Origin of the sequence: Paenibacillus sp. P3E (assembly GCF_001909045.1) — a bacterium.
GTDB classification, from domain to species: domain Bacteria; phylum Bacillota; class Bacilli; order Paenibacillales; family Paenibacillaceae; genus Paenibacillus_AQ; species Paenibacillus_AQ helianthi.
This window is the reverse complement of the sequence record NZ_LVWH01000002.1, coordinates 72699-93225: the sequence shown is the minus strand read 5'-3', so window position 1 is coordinate 93225 and position 20527 is coordinate 72699. Positions and strand designations below refer to the sequence as shown.

Annotated in this window: 2 protein-coding genes (1 of these 2 running past the window's edge); both read right to left on the bottom strand. The window is 56.1% G+C overall.

What is annotated here, in order from left to right:
* Window positions 1-5730, bottom strand: the beginning of a protein-coding gene (locus A3842_RS31765; RefSeq protein WP_143186120.1) for a non-ribosomal peptide synthetase. It extends 17058 nt beyond the left edge of the window; 5730 of the gene's 22788 nt are visible here — the first part of the coding sequence; the start codon lies at window positions 5728-5730; its stop codon lies beyond the left edge, outside the window.
* Entirely contained in the window at window positions 5696-20527 is a 14832-nt protein-coding gene (locus tag A3842_RS31295) for an amino acid adenylation domain-containing protein (protein WP_178382273.1), read from the bottom strand. The genes A3842_RS31765 and A3842_RS31295 overlap by 35 nt, the downstream gene beginning before the upstream one ends.

The following is a 20527-nucleotide window of genomic DNA, read 5'->3' as shown; positions in this document are numbered from 1 at the left end:
GTACTGCGGACAACGGGCAATAATCTCACTTACATTCACAAATTCAGCCTTAGCCTGGTGAGCAGTCCCGCTGTCGCTGGACACGCTGCCACTGGCATGCAGCCTGCTCCCGCTTACATCGGGACCGGTGCTCTCGATCTCGAACCGGAAGGCATCGCCATCCTTCTGCACCGAAAGATGCACTTCTGCCAGTGCTGCCTCCTCCACGGTTAGTTGCTGCAGCCACACGATGTCTGATATGCGCCATGTTTGCGCATCTCCGAGCATACCTGTGGCTTCAACGACCATTTCCACATATCCCGTTCCCGGAAACACTGATTTTCCGTTCACCATGTGGTCACGAACAATCGGGTGGGAAGCGCTCCAGACTTTGCGGAACACCAGCCCCTCCCCCAAACTTTGTGCGGGCGCGATATGGTCCAGCATAGCCGTTAAGGTTGCCTTGCTGCCGGAGGATGTTCCGTATTGCGGTTTCCGGTTTCGTACCGGCACCCAGTGGGATTCTCGGAGAAACGGGTAGGTCGGCAACGAAATTCTGCCCGGCCCATCCCCGACATACCACCGTCTCCAATTAGGTTCGAAGCCCTTCAGCCATAGCCGTGCGATCTTGTCCCAATGGCCTTGAGATGCAAGCCTGTCCAGAATCTCGGCCAAATCCCCGTCGTCCAGCACCGCTTCCAGACCTTCGCTGTATGCCGATGCATACAGGTTCGGCACCGGATCTTCTCCCTGCAAATACAGACCAAGCTTGTCCAGTAATTCAGCGGCATCCGATACGACCACAGCAAGCCGCTCCTGCAGCGGTTCCCGGCCCGTCTGCAGCGTATAGGCGATCTTCTCAAGTGGAATCGTTGACCCGCTCGCCTGCATCTCGTCCAGATACCGGACCAGATTCTCCGCTTGCCGTTTCAATTCAGTCGTTCCCTTGGCAGACAGCACGATGATAATCGGTGCTCCGCCCTGTGCCGGTTGCGCTGCTGCCGGTCCACTTACATACTCTTCCAGCAACACATGGGCGTTGGTTCCGCCGAACCCGAAGGAACTGACACCACCCCGCAGCGGGATGTCATTGCCTGCCCCGTCTTTAAGGCGCTCCCACTGTCTGGTCTGGCCCACAAGATACAACGGGCTTCCTTCCAGTGAAAGATAGGGATTAACCTCCCGAAGATGCAGATTGCCCGGAAGCTGCTTGTGATGCAAGGCCAGAACTACCTTGATTAGCCCGGCCACTCCGGCCATCGCTTCCAAATGTCCGATGTTTGTTTTGACCGAGCCTATGCCGCAATGGGATGCTTGGGGGGCAGGCCGGTCCCATTCCCGGTAGAGCTGGTGCAGCGCCGCCGTCATTCCGTTGACTTCGATCGGATCGCCCAGTGCGGTTCCCGTTCCGTGAGCTTCCAGATAACCGATGGTTGCCGGATCAAAGCCGGCATCATGGAAGGCCGATACAATCAATTCCTGCTGGGCATTGCTGTTGGGTGCAGTCAGCGAGTTGGTCTTGCCGCCATGATTGACCGCCGTTCCCTTGATGACCGCATAGATGTGGTCACCGTCGGCCAACGCCTGCGACATACGCTTCAGGAACACAACCGCACAACCTTCTCCGCGCACATAACCGTTAGCCGAGGAATCAAACGCCTTGCACCGTCCGTCCCCGCTCAACATATTGATCTTGCTCAGCGCAATGTGGGCGAACGGGCTCAAGATCAGATTGACACCGCCCGCCAGCGCCATATCGCAGGCACCGCTGCGGATCGCCTCCACTGCCCGGTTAACGCTCACCAACGAACTGGAGCATGCCGTATCGGTCAGTTCGCTCGGACCTTTCAAGTTATAGAAATAAGAGATGCGGTTCGGGATGACGGCTGTAACAATGCCCGATAATGTATGCGGGTCAATATCCGACTCCCTCATGAGAATTTCGGCATAGTCGGAGCTGGTCGCTCCGACAAATACGCCTGTTTTGGAGCCGGAGAGCATGGAAGGTCTATAGCCGGCATCCTCAAAGGCTGCCCAGACGGTCTCCAGCATGATCCGCTGCTGCGGGTCCATCAGTTGCGCCTCCCGTGGTGATATTCCGAAGAAGGAAGCATCGAATTTATCGACATCTGGAATAAATCCGCCCCACTTGGACACGGACTTGTTCGGATCTTCATTGGTTTCATCGTAATACTGCTTCCAGTCCCAACGGTCTGCCGGAATTTCCGTAATCAAATCCCGTTCGGCGACAATCTGCTGCCAGAACTGCTCCAGATTTACCGAACCCGGCAGCTTGCCGCTCATGCCGACAATGGCAATATCCCCGGCATTAGCCGCCGGGCCTTCCCCCTCCACGCTGCCGGCCCGCTCATTCGTCGCTCTCCGGGCCTCGTGAGCCGGAAATTGGGCGTGCCGCTGCTCATCTGTAAGCTGCCCACCGTGATGGGAAGCCATTTCGCCAGGGTATGCAGCCGTCAAATAACCGGCAAAGTCCCGGATCGTCGAATAGCTGTAGAAGAGCGTCGGATTCGTCTTCACGCCGTAATGCTTGTTGATAAGCGCTGCCAGAGCCGTAAAGGAGATGGAGTCAAATCCCATCTGGCCCAGGTTCGTCAGCAGGTTCGCCCCAACGGGCAACGCTTTTATTATCCCGGCAAGGCGGACCAGTTCATTCTCAACCAATGGCTGCAGATCCAGGGCCGAGCTGCCGGAGGTATGTAACTGTTGCTTCTCCGGCCCGCTCTGCTCGTCCATCGGGACAGAACCGGCCAGGCCGAACAAATGCGCAATCTGCTCCGTCCCGGCGGACGCCAGCTGCTTCCGGTCCACCTTGCGGTTTAAGGTCAGAGGATAACCGGATACATACATGATCCGGGAAGGAACCATATACTCCGGTAAAACAAGCCGGACTTGTCTTTGCAGATCCAGCACATCCGGCATCCTGTCCGTATGCTGAGGAACAAGGAATGCCGTCAGCTGCTTGTCATTTCCTTCGTCCCGCGCCACCACAACCGCTTCGGCAATGCCTCCGGTCTTATGCAGCACATTCTCGATTTCGCCCAGTTCTATGCGGAACCCCCGAATTTTGACCTGAAAATCCGCCCGCCCAAGATAATCCACGGTGCCATCCAGCATGTAACGGGCCAAATCCCCGGTCTTGTACATTCTTGAGGATCGATCCGGATGAAATGGGTCAGGCAAAAAGCGGCGCTTCGTTTCCTCCTCCCGGTTCAAATAGCCGATGGCGACCCCGTCTCCGCCGATATACAGCTCTCCCGTGACACCGGCAGGCACAGGCTGGAGCGATGCGTCCAGCACATAGAATTGCGTGTTCGCAATGGGCCGGCCAATGCTGATTCGGCCTGCACTTTCCACTTTGCTGACAGAGGACCATATCGTAGTCTCCGTCGGGCCGTACAGGTTCCAGAGCCCGTTGCCCAGCGGCAACAGCTGATCTGCCAACTCCCTGGACAGAGCTTCGCCGCCGCACAGCATTTTGATCCGCAGGGGGGAATCCCAGCCGGCCACAAGCAGCATTTGCCATGTTGCAGGGGTCGCCTGCATCATGGTGATTCTGCCTTCCGCCAGCTTGTCCAGCAGAAGGATGCCATCCTTCTGCATGTCCTCCGGGGCTATTTCCAATTGGGCACCAACTATAAGCGGCAAATACAACTCCAGTCCCGCAATATCGAAGCAGACCGTTGTTACGGCAAGCAGTCTGTCATCCGGCGTACAACCGGGCTGCCGGGCCATGGAGCACAGAAAGTTGGTCAGTCCAACGTGGCTCACTATAATTCCTTTGGGCTTTCCTGTCGAACCGGATGTGAATATGGTGTATACCGGGTCGTCCGGCTGTAAGGATACCAAAGGGGCTATCTGCTCCAGCTCCTCCGGAGAGGCAGCCTGCCGTGCATCCGCTCCATCCACGCACAGCACCGCGCCGGCAAACTGCGGCAAGCCAGATTTGACGGAAGAATGTGTCAGCACATATGATAATGCGCTCTCCTCGAACATATCGGCCAACCGTTCCTTTGGATATAAGGGGTCCAGAGGAATGTATACACCGCCAGCCATCTGCACGCCAATCAAAGCCGCCAGCAAATCCAGGGAACGGTTCAGGTAGATGCCTACAAAGGTCCCCTTCGCAACTCCGTTGGCCTGCAGATGGAGGGCAAGCGTCTTGGCACGCCAGAACAGCTCCAGATAGGTCAGTCTTTCCTCCCGGAAGCGTACCGCTTCGGAATGGGGAGAGCGCTTGACCTGTTCACAGAACAGATCAACAAACGTTAAGCCGCGCGGATAAGCCGTCTCGGTATCGTTCCAGCCGTAGAGCAGCAGCTGACGTTCTTCCTCGGACAACAGTGTAACTCCGGAGAGCTGGAGACCTCCTTGCCCGGCTATTGCTTCGAGCGCGCGGATATAGTGGCGGGCCAACGTCTCCACCGTATCCAATGCATACACATCGGGATTGTATTTCAGATGGAACAGACATCCGTTAGCCTTCTCGATTACTTCCAGCGTCAGGTCGAATTCCCCAAGCTGATGGATATGGTGCAGACAGTCCAGGAAGATACCATCCTCCGCTGCCTGAATGCCGTTCTGAAAATAAAACGCCGCCTGGAACAAAAAACGTTCCCCCGACGGACGCTGGTCATTGAGCTCGCGGGCCAATGTATAGTACGGATACTGGCTGTGTTCAAGGGATCCAAGCACCGTCCGGTGAACCTTCTCAATGAAGGCCAGCAGCGAATCGGCTGGATCGATATCATTGCGGATCACAACCATGTTCATAAAATTGCCGATTACATTATCGAAGCTCTCTTCCGGTCTGCCGGCCACCGGCGTCCCGATGGAGATGTCGGTTTGATTGCCTAGCCGGGAAAGAACGAGCTGATAAGCCGCCATCATTATAGAGAACAGCGTCACCGGCTTGGATGTCGGTACGGACTTTAAGGCGGCAACCAGCCACTCCGGAGCCGAAAATAAAAAAGACGCCCCTTCCGCAGAAGGGGCAGAGCGCATACCGGTTACAGGCAGCTCCAAAGAAGGTACAGGCACAGCCAGCCGGTCCAGCCAAAAGCTGCGATCCCTGCCGGCCTTATCGCTGTTGAGATAACGTTGTTCGTAATGAACATAATCGGTGAAATCTGCACGCCGTTCCTGCAGTACCGGTGTGCGCCCCTGGCTCAAGGAGGCATAGCAGGTCTGCAAATCGCTCAGAAACAGCTGCGAAGAAAGGCCGTCCAGAATGATATGGTGGAACGTAAACAGCAACAGGGAGTACTCATCCGACACATCATACAGACTTGCGCGAAAGAGCGGTCCCGCTTCCAGATCAAAGGGCCGCTTAATGTCTTCCCGGAGCAGGCGGTTGACCTCATCTTCAGCCAATCCGGCCGCAGCGAACCGGCTGATCGCCGGAAGCACTGCACTGTCGGTCACCTGGTACGGGAAGAACTCCCCTTCCTCACGCAGCAGTACCGTTCGAAGGGAAGGATGAACCGAAAGCATATACTCCAGCGCTTTATAGAGAAGATTCTCGTTAAATCCGGCATGTACTTTAAAGGCACCGGGAGTATGATAGGCCCAACTGCCGGGCGATAGCATATGCTCAACCCACATTCCCTTTTGTCCAGCAGACAGAGCTGTCCGTGAAGATCTGCGCCGGTGGCTTCCGGCTATCAGCTTGAGGGCTTCCTCCCGCGACAACCGGCCGTCAGCAAACTTTTGATATATCTCTCTTTCGATCATTCGTTTCACCGCTTTCAACAAAAGACTTTATGATATCCTTCAAAGCCAGCGCCTCTTCTAATTGAAGCTTGTTATCTTCCATACTCGATAAAATCAAGTTGTTCAGGTAATAGTCGAAGGATGCTTCGCCTTCCGGCTCCGCTTCTGTAGCATCCTTACCGGAGAAGAGGTTCTCCGGCAATTCCCAGGTCTGGGGAGCACCGTGTTCCATTAAGAAGCCGCTGAGCCGCTCAATGGAGTAGTGCTCGAACAAATCAGGCAGGGTAACCGTTATCCCTAAAAATTGCCGGATAGCCTTTACCATACTGCTGGCAGTCAGGGAATCCATGCCGTATTTGTCAAACCGCTGGTCCGGCTTAATCTGCTCCGCCTTCAAATCCAGCAGTTCCGCAAGCAGCTCCGTCAGATAGTCCCTGATTTCGCTCGAAACCTCACGGTCCGGTGCAACTTGGTCTGGTGCAGCCTGATTTGATGCAGTCCGGTCCGGTGCAGCCTCTGCCGCTGGTTCCAGCTGTTGCTTTGCAGTCAAGTCGCTGGCGACCCAATAGCTTTCCCGTTCGAAGGGATAACCCGGCAGAGGCAGCATGAAGCATTCCTCCGGCGGGTACAGATCGTCAAGCACCAACTCAATGCCGTGCACCCACCGCTCCGCAAAGACGGACAACCTGGCCGTAGTCCCGTCAGTTGCACTTAGGCGAGATTGGATACCCGGCTCCTCTACACTCCCCGCAAATATTCCGGTCCCGGCTGCGCTTCCGCCCAACACCCGCTCCAGCGCATCGACGGCAGCCTGCTTATCCTGCACAACAAGGGCCAGCCTTTCTTCCATCGGCTCCCTCAGAGCCAGCGAATAGGCAAGGTCCCTCATAGAGACGTATTCGCTGCTTGTCAAATACTCCAGCAAATTGCGGGCCACCCGGCCAAGTCTCTCCGCGTTTCGGGCCGACATTAACAACAGGAAGGGACCTGCTGTCTCCGGCTCTTGTGTCAGCTCTGCCTGCAGAGCGGGGAGATGCTCTTCTACAACGAGCGCCGCATTGGTTCCACCGGCACCGACAGCATGGATCACTGCGCGCAACGGTATTTCCGGGCCGAAGCCATCGTCGCCGTCTTGCCGCAGCCTACTCCAATCGGCCGTTTCACGTTGAATCTGCAAAACGGTGCCCGTCAGGTCGATCCGTGGGTTCAAGCTGTCCGCATGAAGCGAGGGAACGAGCTTACGGTTCACCAGTTGCATAATGACCTTGGTCAATTGGGACATCCCGGAGGCCGCCTCCAAATGCCCGATGTTGGATTTGACCGATCCGACGGCACACACATGACTGTCCGCGCTGCAATCTTGAAAAACAAGCTTCAGCGCATCCATTTCGATTGCATCTCCGACCGCCGATCCGTTGGCTGCCGTTTCGACATAACCAATCGTGGCAGGCTCCGCTCCCGCATCGGCCAACGCCAGGCGGATAAGCTCCGCCTGCGCGTCACCGGAAGGAACCTTGTAGGCACTGGTTCTGCCGCTATGGTTAACGGCGCTGCCCTTGATCCTGCAGAGAATTCGATCATGGTCCGCTTCCGCCGGTTCGGCGAGCTTCAATATGACGACACCCGCTCCTTCACCCGGAAGATAACCGTCTCCGTCGCCCATGCTGAGACTCCTGCTGTGGCTTCCCAGCAGCTTGGCCTGGGACAAGCCTATATACTTGTAAGGATGCAGGCTTAAGTTCACGCCTCCGACAATAGCCATCGCGCACTCTCCCAACCGCAAGCTGTTGACCGCCAGATGCAGCGCCGCAAGCGAAGAGGAGCAAGCGGTATCCACGGCCATACTCGGTCCCTGAATGCCCAGATAATACGAAATTCGATTGGCAATCGACCAATAAGAAGCACCGGAAAGAATGGCCCCGACCTGTTTATCCTTGGCAACCCAAGGATACGGCTGAGTCATAGCCCCGATAAATACGCCTACCCGCCGCCCTTCCTTCTCCAAGCGGTTCAATTTTGCTCTTGAGTAGCCGGCATCCTCCAGCGCGTGCCAGACCGTCTCCAGCATGATTCTCTCCTGCGGGTCCATACCGACCGCTTCCTTGGGCGAAATGTTAAAAAAGAGCGGATCGAACCGATCCACATCTTTAATGAATCCCCCCCACTTGCCATTGCTGCGCATGTGCCGCTGGTCTGCAGCGGCATTCATATACAAATCGCCGTTCCACCGCTCGGCGGGCACCTCCCGGATGCAATCCTTCCCTGTACTCAGATTGCTCCAGAATTCAGCGGCCGTCTCCGCCTCAGGGTACTTCCCGCTTAACCCGATTACAGCAACCTCTTTGGCACCCGGCCGCACCTGCTGAGGGTTGGCCGAAGGAGCCGGGGTCGAAGGCGTCCAAGGAGTCGAAGGAGCCGAGGCAACTGCATTGGCACAATCCTTCCGGAAATAAGCTGCCAGCCGCTCCCGGTGATTGCTCAGCAACCAGCCGCTTATCTGCCGCACCGAATTGTATTCGACGAATACGGTTTGGGCATCCGCACCGATGACAGCCCCTAGCTCACGCCCCATCCCCATAAGCATGACAGAATCCATACCATACCGGTCAAACGTATCGGTATCGCGGATGCGTTCCACCGCTACCTTTGTCGTCCGGGAGATCATTTCTTTCACAAATGCAGCAACCTGCTCCGGGGCCGGATCATCCCCCCTACCTGGGAGGCCGGCAGCCGCATCCGCCTCCAGCCTCGAAGCTTCGGCAGCAGGTAGGTCCTGCGGCGGGAACAGCCAGTCTCTCACCTTGTTCAGCCGTCCTTCCGCCACCGTCAGCCGGGGATAACCGGCACCGAGCATCACTTCAAAGGCCCGCACTCCCCGGTCGGTCTGCAGAGACGACAGACCGGTCTCTTCTTCCATCCTGGCGCTTACGGCAGCGGGCATCACCATGCCGCCCTCCTGCCACAGAGGCCAGTTCACGGATAACGATACACCGGAGCGCCGGCCGATGTTCGTTAACTGCTGCCTATGCTCCATGTACTCATCCATATAACGGTTGGCGAACGCATAGTCGGCCTGTCCTCGGCTTCCCGCCACCGCCGCTATAGAAGAGAAGGCCACAAAAAATTCAAGCGGTTCTTCCTTGGTGACTTCATCCACATGGAAGATCCCGTTTACCTTGGGCGCAAGCACAGCCTGCAATTCTGCTTCGGACTTCCCTTTCACCAATGAATCCCTGGTGACTCCGGCGGCGTGGATCACACCGTGAACGGCCCCGTACCGCTGCCCGATGATCTGGAAGAGTCGACGTGTATCCGCAGCGTCCGACAAGTCGCAGCTCAGATACGATATCTCGGCTGTCTCCCCAAGCTGTTCCAGCACCGCTTGCTTCTCCGAATTCAGCTCCGACCTTCCGGCCAGCACAAGGATGCAAGGACGCAAGGACGCCAAATACCGGGCGAAGACGAGGCCCAGCCCGCCTGCTCCGCCGGTGATTACATATACCGGCCGCTCCTGTGCATGACTGCGGGGAGACGACCCGGCATGCTGGCGGATATCGGCATTCAGCCGAAGACCGATATCCGCTTCCTCCAGCAGCCGCATCATCCGTATACCGCCGGTATACGCAATCTCCGCAAAGGATTGCTGAATGGCGTTTACTTCCCGATACAGCAGTTGAGCCAGCTCCGCAGCCTGCAGCCGGTCATGCACGCGGACCGTTCTATAGACCGCCTGCTTGCTCTCCAGGCAGACACTTTTGACAAAAGCGGCTGCGCAGGAGCTCTCCCATTCTGGATGCTGCCCCGTGTAAGCAAACAGGATCTTCGTTTGTTCACTCCCCCCCGCACCGGCTATTGCTTTGGTGAAGCAGAGCAGGCGCTGCGCCGAGCGGTGTACATGGTCCACGTTATAGCTGCCGGAAGCATCAACGGCGTTCGTCTCGCTCCATAACCACATGATCTGGAAGTCACGGAGACTGGACTCCCGAAGGGATTGGAAAAGTCTAAGGTATCCCTCCTGCTCCTCCAGGTTCAGCTCAAACCCCGATTCCGTTCTACGGAATGCAGTCCCCGGACGCACCCGCACAATCGTAGAGTATGACTTGCTCAGCTCATCCCTTATATGCTCGAACCTTGCGTTGTCGTCGTCGAAGATAAGCAAGCTCCGTTCCATGGATGGCACTTGAATTGCCAGTTTAACCGGCTTCCATTGCTCCCGCACATACATAAGCCCCTTGTCTTCCGCCTGCTTCTTGGGGCCAGGCGTTCCGGTCAAGCGGAAGCCGTCCATCTGGGCCAAGCGGTTCCCGGACATATCGCAGATCGTAATGTCATATCCTGCGCTGCCCTTTACGGTGTATACCCAGCACTCATTCGGCAGGGCGCCATAGAATGCAATTTCCTCAATGGCAAACGGCAGCCCTGCTTGTTCGGCCGATTCTCCCCATGCCAGAGCGGCAACCGAATGCAGTGCCCCATCCCATATCGCCGGATGGCCCCCGCCGCCTTCATACTGCCGGCTTCCGGACGGCAGCTGGATATGGCCCAGTGCCTCAACCTCATTGTGATACAGCTCCGCCATAACCTGATAACCGGGGCCGTATTGAAGACCCCGATCATGGAGGCCGGAATAAAGCTCGGCAGGGAAGATCAAGTTCAGGCACCGCTTTCTTATCATTGAAAGATCGAGCGGATTGCCGGGGGCAGCGTTTCCATAGGATAGAGTACCTTTAAAGTGAACCGTCTGCTCTCCCTGGACGCCGGTAACAATGGTATACTTCGCTTGGTTGCCGTCCGGGGTTAACATGATCGTCGCCTGTTTGCTTCCGGCCGTTACATCAAGGGACGAGAACCACATTGCATGTTTCAGCCCTGCAACGATTGTCCCCGGCTTCGCCAGCGAGCCGGCCGACCTGGCCATCTCGATCATGGCCGCACCCGGAACAAGAACAGCTCCCTGCACAATATGATCCTGGATCAGAGCATTCTCCCTGTCGAAAAGCTTGGTATACGCCAGACCTTCAAAGGTGGATACATTCGCATCTATAAACGGCAGCAGAGTGTCGGCAGCTGTCGCCTCCACCGTTGCCTGAAGTGTGCAGCGGGTCTCTACCCAGTAACGTTCTCTGCTAAAGGGATAGGTCGGTAGCCGGACCGGACGGCGCTTCGAGTTCGAAAACAATTTTTTCCATGGAATTTCAGAGCCCTCCGTCCAGCTTCTGGCAATATCATTCAGACGGTCCCTGGCCGTTAGATCGACAAGCTCAGGGTCTAGGTCAAGTGCAGGAACCTGCCCGAACAGCAGCTTGTCCGCTGCACATCCGGAGTATAGCCCCGGCGCATCGCCGCCTTGAAGATACACATCCAGCAGATCGCTCAGCTCATTAAAATCCTCGCAGATGATAGCCAGCCGCTCCTCAAAGTGTTCACGGCCGGTCTGTAGCGTATAGACGAAATCCTGCAACGAGCAGCCCGCAACGCCGGCGCCTGTCCGAAGCGGTTGCAGAACTGCGGTTGCCGCCGCCCCTTCGCGTTGTCTTCTGGCATCCGCAATGAGCTTGTCCAGGCCGCCGACCGTCAGACCGCCTGCCACATCGTGCAGATTCAGTTCAACCCCGAACCTCTGATTAATCCCGGATGCGAATTGCATGATGTCGGCCGCAGTGCCCAATACATCTCCGAGCATTTCCCCTGCATCCAGCTGCTCCTGTCCGCCTCCGGTCACCGCCTCGATGTACTCCAGCAGCGAATAAGCCGCAGCCGGTTCCTCTGCGCCTGCCGCCGCTCCTTCCTGCAATCGCCGGATGTCCACAAATGCCTTCATGATACCTGCATACTCAGACAGCCGTTCCCTTGTCCTGGCGGAGAGCACCGCTATGGAAGCAGACTGTCTGTTATCGCTTGACCTTTTGCCGGAGACGGCTTGCTCCTCTGCATATTCCTCTATGACCAGGAAAGCGTTGGAGCCCCCTGCTCCAAAGGAGCTGATTCCCGCCCGGCGCGGATACCTCTCCTGCTTCCCGTTCACCGTGCGGACAGGCTGTCTCCATTCACTGCATTCGCGCTGAACGCGGACCGGAGAATTCCGGAAATCGATTCTTGGATTTAACTGTTCAGCGTGCAGCGACGGTACCAGCATCCGCTCGCGCATTTGCAAGAGCACCTTCGTCAGTGCCGCAATCCCGGCCGCCGATTCAAGATGCCCCACATTCGACTTCACTGAGCCTATGGCACAGAAGCCTTTATCCTCCGTAAAGGATGCGAACGCCCTGTTAATGCCCTCGATTTCAATAGGGTCTCCCAGAGCGGTTCCGGTGCCGTGGGCTTCGAGATAGCTGATCGTGCGCGGGTCAATTCCCGACTCATGAAATGCCTGGCTCAGCAGCTCCGCCTGGGATACCGGGCTCGGAACGGTATATCCGTTGGTTTTGCCCCCATGGTTAAGCGAAGTACCCGCAATTACGCCATAGATGGAATCTCCGTCCCGGACGGCTTGGGCCAGCGGCTTCAATAGCACGGCCCCTACGCCTTCACCCGGCACATACCCGTCTCCGCCTTCGCCGAAGCTGCGACATCTTCCGTCCGTGGAGCCGAATTTGCCCTGGCTGACCAAAATATATTTATTGGGATGCGAGGCCACGTTCACTCCGCCGGCAAGCGCATAATCCGCCTCCCCGCGAGCAAGGCTGTCGCAGGCAAGCTTGATCGCAGTCAACGAAGAGGAGCACATAGTATCTACCGCCATGCTGGGTCCTGTAAAATCCATTACGTACGATACCCTGTTGGCAATGGAGGAGAAGCTTGAGGTCGGTTTCTCCCGTTCATCTCCTGAGGCGCCGTACAGCTGATACTGGCTCCACATCGCTCCCACATATACGCCTACCTTGGCTTTATCCAACGCTTTGCGCGTATAACCGGCGTCTTCCAGCGTTTCCCATGCACATTCCAGAAACAGCCTTTCCTGCGGGTCCATCAGCTCCGCTTCCTTGGGCGATATATTGAAAAAAAGCGGATCGAACTCCTCCATGCCGTCCAGAAAACCGCCCCATTTGGTATAGCTCTTCCCCTTCGCTTCCTTGTTCGGATCGAAGAAAGCGTGCAGATCCCAGCGGTCCGCCGGGATCTCGGCAATACAATCCCTGCCCGACTTCAGATTGTTCCAATAGTCTTCCAGGGTCCGGGCCATCGGATAACGTCCGCTAATCCCGATAATGGCAATCCGTTCATCCTTATCACCGTTCTTCCCTGTCCCGGCAGATTCAGCCAGGGAAGTCTCCTGCTCCTTGACCGCCGGGTCTCCTGCAGCTGCATCCTCCGGAAGAAAGCGTTCTCCTGTCTTCTGCTCAGGCTCCTTGACGGCGAGGTCCTCGGCTTCTCCGCACAGCTTCGCCGTCTGATCCGGGTATGCCTTCACTAAATAGACCGCCAGTTCCTTAAGATTGCGGTGCTCGAAGAATACCGTCTGCGGCAAGGCTCCAAATTGACTGATTAGCTCCCCCGTCATATTCATAATCATTAAAGAATTCAAGCCGTATTCATCCATGCTGCGCTGCGGCTGCACCTTCCCGGCCGGCAGGCGGGTCTCGGTGGCCACAAGGCCTATCAGCAGCTCTTCTACCCGCTTGAGCTTGACAGCGTCATCTTCCGGCGCTTTCACCCCAGGAAGCGCCGAGAGCCGGTCTTGCGGCCCGGCCGAAGCAGCTGCGTACGGTTGCAGCTGCTTCTCCCGCCCTCCCGGTTGAATGAAGAGCCGGCTGGCTGTCCGCTGCAACAGAAGCTCGGGATCACCGGCCAGAACGGCAAGGCACGGATACGGAGACTGCAGCGCCTGTTCTAAGGCGGCTATTCCTGCTCGGCTGCCGAGCTCGGCCATCCCCAGCTCCATCCGCAGCTTCTTCTTGTACGCCTCCGTCAGCTGCAGGCCTCCGTCTGCCCACAAGGGCCAATTCACTGCCAAGCTTTTGCCGGACCTTAAGCCGTTGAGACGCTTCTGCTCCCTTCCCGCTGCGAATTCGTCCATAAAGCGGTTGGCATAGGCATAATCGCTTTGACCGGCATTACCGAACACAGACGAAATGGACGAGAACAGAACAAAGAACTCAAGATCATCGGAAGCAGTCAACTCATCAAGGTTCAAGGTGCCCCATACCTTCGATTGCAGCACGGCATCGAAATCATGGCGCTCCTTATGAAACAATAAAGCATCACGGGTTACCCCCGCACAATGAAGCACTCCCTGGATAGGTCCATAACGCTTCCGGCATTCCTGCAGAGCGCTTCTGGCCTCCCTATAGCTGGCGATATCCCCTTGGATGTAATGGGCTTCGCCTGCAAATGTCTGTAATTGTTGCAGCCTGTGCTTTCGCACTTCATCCAGTTCGGAACGCCCGATGACGATGACCCGGCAGCCGGGATCAGCCAGCATGCGGCAGGCCAATTGATAGCCAATGCCCCCAAGACCGCCTGTAATCACGTATGTTCCACGGTAGACTGGCCCGGCTTCCGGCACTTGCCGCAGTTCAACGGACTCCATAACCTTAACGCTCCGCCCAGGCCCGGAGTACATAACCTCCGAATCCCCGGACACCTCATTCAATTCATTGCTCAGCCTGGCATAACAGGCCGCCCAGTCCTTCCGCAGCAGATCAGGCTCCAGCATGACACTTGTGGTGCGGAATCGCGGATTCTCTGCCGCCGCAGTCCGAAGGAAGGCGTTGACTCCCGCGTAGTGGGGATACGCATCGTTGTTCTCGCCGGAGTATGCATAGACCAGACGCACCGTCTCCGAGCTATATGGCCCATGCATATATGCTTTGGTTAACAGATACAACGAGTATACGCCTGCTTCCATATGAACAGAGGGGTCGCGGTACATGCCGGTATCCAGCGTCCATAGATGCAGGATGCCGTCAGGCCGGAAGCCGCGTTCGAATAATACGTCCATAAGTTTGCTGTAATCCGCATATTCGCAGCCCACTTCGTACATTGTATCCGACAGCTGTCTCCATGACGTTCCCTGCTTGACAACTATGACCCGCTGCTCCGCAAGAGCGCCTGCTGGCACCCGGTATTCCTCACTGCCGAATACCATTATGTTCTTGACGTTTGCAGCAGGAGACGATATGAGCAGTTCCTTACTCTTCCAGCGGCCTTCAAAAAACAGCACTTCCGGCTCCGCCGTTATATTGACAACCGTTTTCCCCGGTGTTGTTATCGCTTTGATTACAAAATCTTTCATGCTCAAACATAATTCACTCTGCTCGTCAAATACGTCGATATCAGCCTTAATTATTCCATGACCCGCTTCATTAGGGCGGTGGAGACGGATATGGGTCCAGCACTGTCGGCCTAGAGGCCGATAAAGCTCCAGCTGCCCCAGCATAAACGGCACATACGAATGATCCGCCTCGAACAGCTCGTCGAAGCCGCCCATAGCATGCATTGCCCCGTCCAGCATCTGGGGCAGCAGCTCATAATAGGGGGCTTCTCCGCCGGTCTGCCCTGCCTGTCCGTCCGGCAGCTCCAGCCGGGCCAGCAGTTCATTCCCGTTGTACGCGAGTGTCTTCACTACTTGATAGCCCGCGCCGTAGCATATCCCCTTCTCCGCAAAGGAAGCATACAGCTCCCCAACCGGCCTCGACCGGGTGCATCTATCCAGAATAGAAGCGGTTTTCTCGTACCTTGCGGCTGACCGGGGAGCAACATCCGGCTCCAGCTTGCCTTGGCATACGGTCTGAGGGCCGTCGTCAGTCTGCTCCGTTATCGTAAAATGAACAGCAGCTTCCCGCTCCGAGAGATGAATAGCCACCTGCTTCGATTCCCCGGTGAAGCGAAGCTCTTTCTTCCATACAATAGAAGAAATTAAGTGTATCTTCTGCTCGCAAGCAGACTCCCCGGCTGCCCTTGCCATCTCCAGCATGACCGCCGCCGGAAGTACAGCCGCCCCATGTATGACATGCTCCCGTACTTCGGCATCCTTCAGCGAAAAGACGGTTCTGAATCGTTGCTCCTTCAGCGTAGAGGCATTCTCCCCCAGGTAAGGGTGTAACTTCTGGTCAGGGTTGGCGTGTTTCTCTTCAAGCTGCACCTGCGGGCGGTTTTCCGACGTCCCTGCAATCCAATAGCTCTGACGTTCGAACGGGTAGACCGGCATGGAAATCCGGCCGAGGCGGCCGTCGCGCGGAATCAGGTTCCAGTAGATATCCTGTCCCTGAACGAACCATACAGCGATCTGACCGGCTATATTTCTGTACTCCTCCCGTTCAAGGCCTACCTTGCCGAGTCTTCTGACAAGCGTGTCCTGCCGGTATGGGCCGTGCTCCTCTGCCTGCGCCTCCGCCTGAGGACGAAGATTGCTGTAAATATACGGCAGCTCCTCCCCGTTCAGAAAGGCTTCCAGCTTGCGCTTCAGATCGTGGTGGCCCGCCGCCACGAAGGCGGCACGGCAATCAAACATGCTCCGTCCCGCCTGCAGCGTATAGCCGATCTCGTCTAGGGTATAGCCACTCCCTTCCTTATCCAGCCAAACGGCCAATTCGCCTGCCTTGGCCATCAGCGCCCGTTTCGTTTTGGCAGAAAGCGGCACGATGTGGTACGGAAGTGAATCGCTGCCGCCCCGCGGGGCGTGCGGCACTTCTTCAACAACCAGATGCACGTTGGTTCCGCTGATGCCGAATGAACTGACTGCAGCCATTCGCGGACCCTGAGCCTCCCAATCCTTAAGCGCCGTGTTGACATAGAAGGGGCTGCCGGCGAAATCAATATGCTCATTAGCGTTTTTGAAATGCAGCGACGGGGGAAGTTTTTTGTGCTTCATTGCCAGCAGAACCTTTACCAGCCCGGCTACCCCGGAGCAAGCAATCGTGTGGCCGATGTTCGTCTTTACGGAACCGACCGCACAGTACCCCTTCCGATCCGTCCAGCCGGCGAATGCTTCCGTCAACGCCTTGATCTCGATCGGGTCCCCCAGCTTGGTGCCGGTTCCATGGGCTTCGATATACGAAATCCGTTCAGGATCAAGCTTGTACTTAGCATACAGATTTCGGATTAATTGCTGCTGCGAGGCAGCACTCGGAGCGGTTATCCCATTGGTTTTGCCGTCCTGATTGATTCCGGAGGCAACGATTACCCCGTAAATGTGGTCCCCGTCCTCCAATGCCCGGTCCAGGCTTTTCAGAATGACGATTCCTACACCTTCGCCCGGCACCATCCCGTTGGCCTCATTATCGAATGCCTTGCATTGTCCATCCGGGGAGAACATCCCCATACTGGAGGACTGATAATACAGCGCCGGAGACGACATCACGGACACGCCTCCTGCAAAAGCCATCTCAGACTCGCCCGCCGCAATGTCGGAGCAAGCCAAATGGATGGCGGTAAGCGAAGAAGAGCAGGCGGTATCCACCGTTATGCATGGACCCTTCAGATTGAGATAATACGAAATCCGGGCTGACAGAATGGCGTTATCATTGCCCATGGTCGTGTAATGATCGTGGGGAAGCTGCCGGTCGCGGATCAACTGGACATAATCCCCCGGCCTTCCGCCAATGTATACGCCAACCGCCTTATCGCTAAGCTCCTTTTCCTGATAGCCCGCATCTTCCATCGCCTTCCAGCACTCTTCGAGAATCAAGCGCTGCTGGGGGTCCATCATTTCGCTCTCCCGTGGAGAAATCCGAAAAAAATCCGAATCGAACTGGTCGATGCCCTGCATAAATCCGCCCCATTTGCTGGCAGACCGGAACGGCTTCTTCAGATCCGGGTCATAAAATGCCTCCATCTCCCATCTTCCTGCGGGAATCTCCGTTACGGAGCAGACGCCGGCGGCCAGATTGCTCCAATACTCTTCGGCATTCCGGGCCCCCGGAAATCTGCAGGACAAGCCGATTACGGCTACTTTTCTGTCAACCGGCTGCCGGCTCGTCGAGACGTCGTCCTCCGGCTTGGCCGGATCATCCGTTGCTGCAAGTCCAGACGAACTGGCCTCCTGCGAAGCATTGCCGGTGTCCACGGCAGCAGTGCCCGGCTCGGGCAGCGGGGGAGCAACCGGAACTGGACGGACCCCCTTTCCGGCCAGGAACATAACCAAATCCTTGATGCTGGGATGATCGTAGAAATCCGTAACCTCCAGCTTGACCGCGAACAACGCTTTGATCCGGTTCATGAAATCAACGATGGTCATTGAATCGAAGCCGACTTCGTAATATTTATGATGCGGCTTGATCTCGTCCGGGCCACCTCCCAGGATTTCTGTTGCAATCCGGAGCAGCTCATCCCTGACGGTGTCATGGTCCAGTTCGGCAGAAGCTTCAACCGGCGGAACGACAGTGTTCGCAGCCTTGCCCGCCGTTTCTTCCAGCTCACGCACAAGGGCAGCGGTATCGGCCTTGATTAGTCTGTGACGATCCAGCTTGCCATTGGGAGTTCGCGGCATTTCCTTCAGAACGATGAAGGAGGACGGAACCATAAACTCCGGCAATCTTGCACCCAGGTACCCCCTTACTTCCTCGTCCGAAAAAACGGCTTCCTGCTTCAAGGCAAGGAAGGCCACCAGCCGTTTGGTCCCGTTGCCGCTCTCCTTGGCCACAACAGCGCATTCCTGTATCCGCTCAACTTCGCCCAGCACCTTCTCGACGGCAGATAGCTCGATACGGATTCCGCGGATCTTCACCTGATGATCCTGTCTGCCCAGCAGCTGGATGGTTCCGTCCGGCAAATAACGGGCCATGTCCCCCATCTTGTACAACCGCTCTCCCGCGCTTCCGCGAAGTGGGTTGTTGGTGAACTTGGCTGCCGTCTCCTCCTGCCTATTCACATACTCTACGGCCAATGAGGCACCGCCGATGTGCAGCTCTCCGGGCACTCCAACAGGGCACAATCGCATCCGGGAATCCAGAATGTAAGCCTTGACATTCGTAATCGGTCTGAACCAGGCCATCTTGCCTTCTGCAAGATCACAGTCTGCCGTTGTAAATTGCATGATTCCGTTCACCTCTGTCGCACCGTAATCAGCTACGAGCAGAGCATCCGGGAAGTGCTTCATAAATGGCTTGAACAAATCCAGCGTGAACGGCTCTCCGACCGTCATCCACATCCGAACCTGCTTCAGAACGGTTAAATCCTCAGACGATTCAAACATCCGGCGAAGCATGGACGGAAGCATCGTGCAACAGCTGACCTTATGTTTATCTAGTGCGTGTATAATCTTACCCGGGTCCTTTACAACCGTATCGGACAGAATCACCGTTGTAATCCCCTGCAGAAGCGCCCCAAGAAATTCCCACATGGACGGCATAAAATTCATGCTGGTCCGTTGGCAGGTCCGGTCCCCCTGTCTGAACGGATATCGGGTCCACATGTGGTTGAAATAATTGATTAGCTGCTGCTGTCTGTGTCTGACCCCCTTGGGAGTACCGGTCGATCCTGATGTATAGAGAATGAGTGAAGCACCGTCAGAGGCATAGAGCGTATCCGGCAGTATTCCTCCATCCTCACCGATTTCGCCGGAGATCGGGTCTGGTCCGTCCAGGCGAAGTACCGGAACACGCCCGCTGTCGATAAATGACTCTCGGGAATCCGTGTCCAGAATCAGAACGAGGCCGGCATCCTGAATCATATAAAGAATTTGTGCCTCCGGATAACTTCCGTCCAATGGAACATACGTAAGTCCCAGCTTAAATATAGCCAGGATTGAAACGATGGTGTGGATGGATCTTTCACCGTATACCCCGATGGAAGAACCGGGGGCGATGCCCAGACTGCTGATCCGCAATGCGAGTCTGTCAACCGCAGTTGACAACTCGCGGAAGGACCACGCATCCGTTTCGCCGTTGCCGCTCTCATGAATAACAGCAACGGCATCACTGTCCAGGGAGGCTGAATGTGCAAAACGTTCATACAGCGACAGTTCAAACGCTACCTCTTCGTCATAACCGGCACATTCCAGCAGGAAGGACTCTTCTTCCCCGCTCATCAAAGGCACTTGATCTATAACCGTATCCGGTTCCTGCAACAGATTCGTGAGGAAGCTCAAGAACTGCCGGAGCGTTAACTCGATGGAGATCGAATCACACAATATCGGCGAGTATTTAATCCCTCCGATGCAAGCCTCCCCTTCCTCCCGGAACGAGACTACGGCGTCCGGCACAGCCGCTTCCTTGTTCTCCAAGGGGAGATTCGGAATCTGCAACAGCAGTTGGTAGGAGGATGCTTCCTTATCATTGGGAAGCGCTTCCTTGACTTGTCCAATCAGTGCCCGCAACGTCCTTCCTTCCGCATTGGAACAGTCAAACCAGGTTATGCTTCGTCCTCTTTTGCCAATTGCCTTTACCCCTGCTTTCATTTCATACTCCGGGTACCTGGCGAGCAATGCTATGAAGACGGCTGCGATTACAACCTGTGGCTTAACCCCGATGGCTTCACTGAACGAACGGACCGGACTCCATTGCTCCTCGGACAGCTTGAAAAGACGAACAAGCTCCCATTCAAGAGCCTGCCGCTGCTGCTCACCCTCACCATGGGGAAGCCGGAAGACTTGCGGCACATTCTGGGCGAACAACCGCTGCACTTCCGGCAATGTCTGCTTATCCTTACCTTGTTTAAGTATCCTTGTATGGGACAACTCCGTAGAAGCCAGCTTCAGAGAATCCACGAATTCAGCCAGTGTATTCTGATCCGCTGTAATTCCGGCCGACAGCCCTTCCATGTTGATCGGGTGCAAGTGGGGCTGACTATTGAAAGAAGTATAATAATCGTAATGATGGCCTTTCCGAAAAAAATGCGATCTGCTTGAAATCAACATTTCAGCTATTGCCAACTCCAT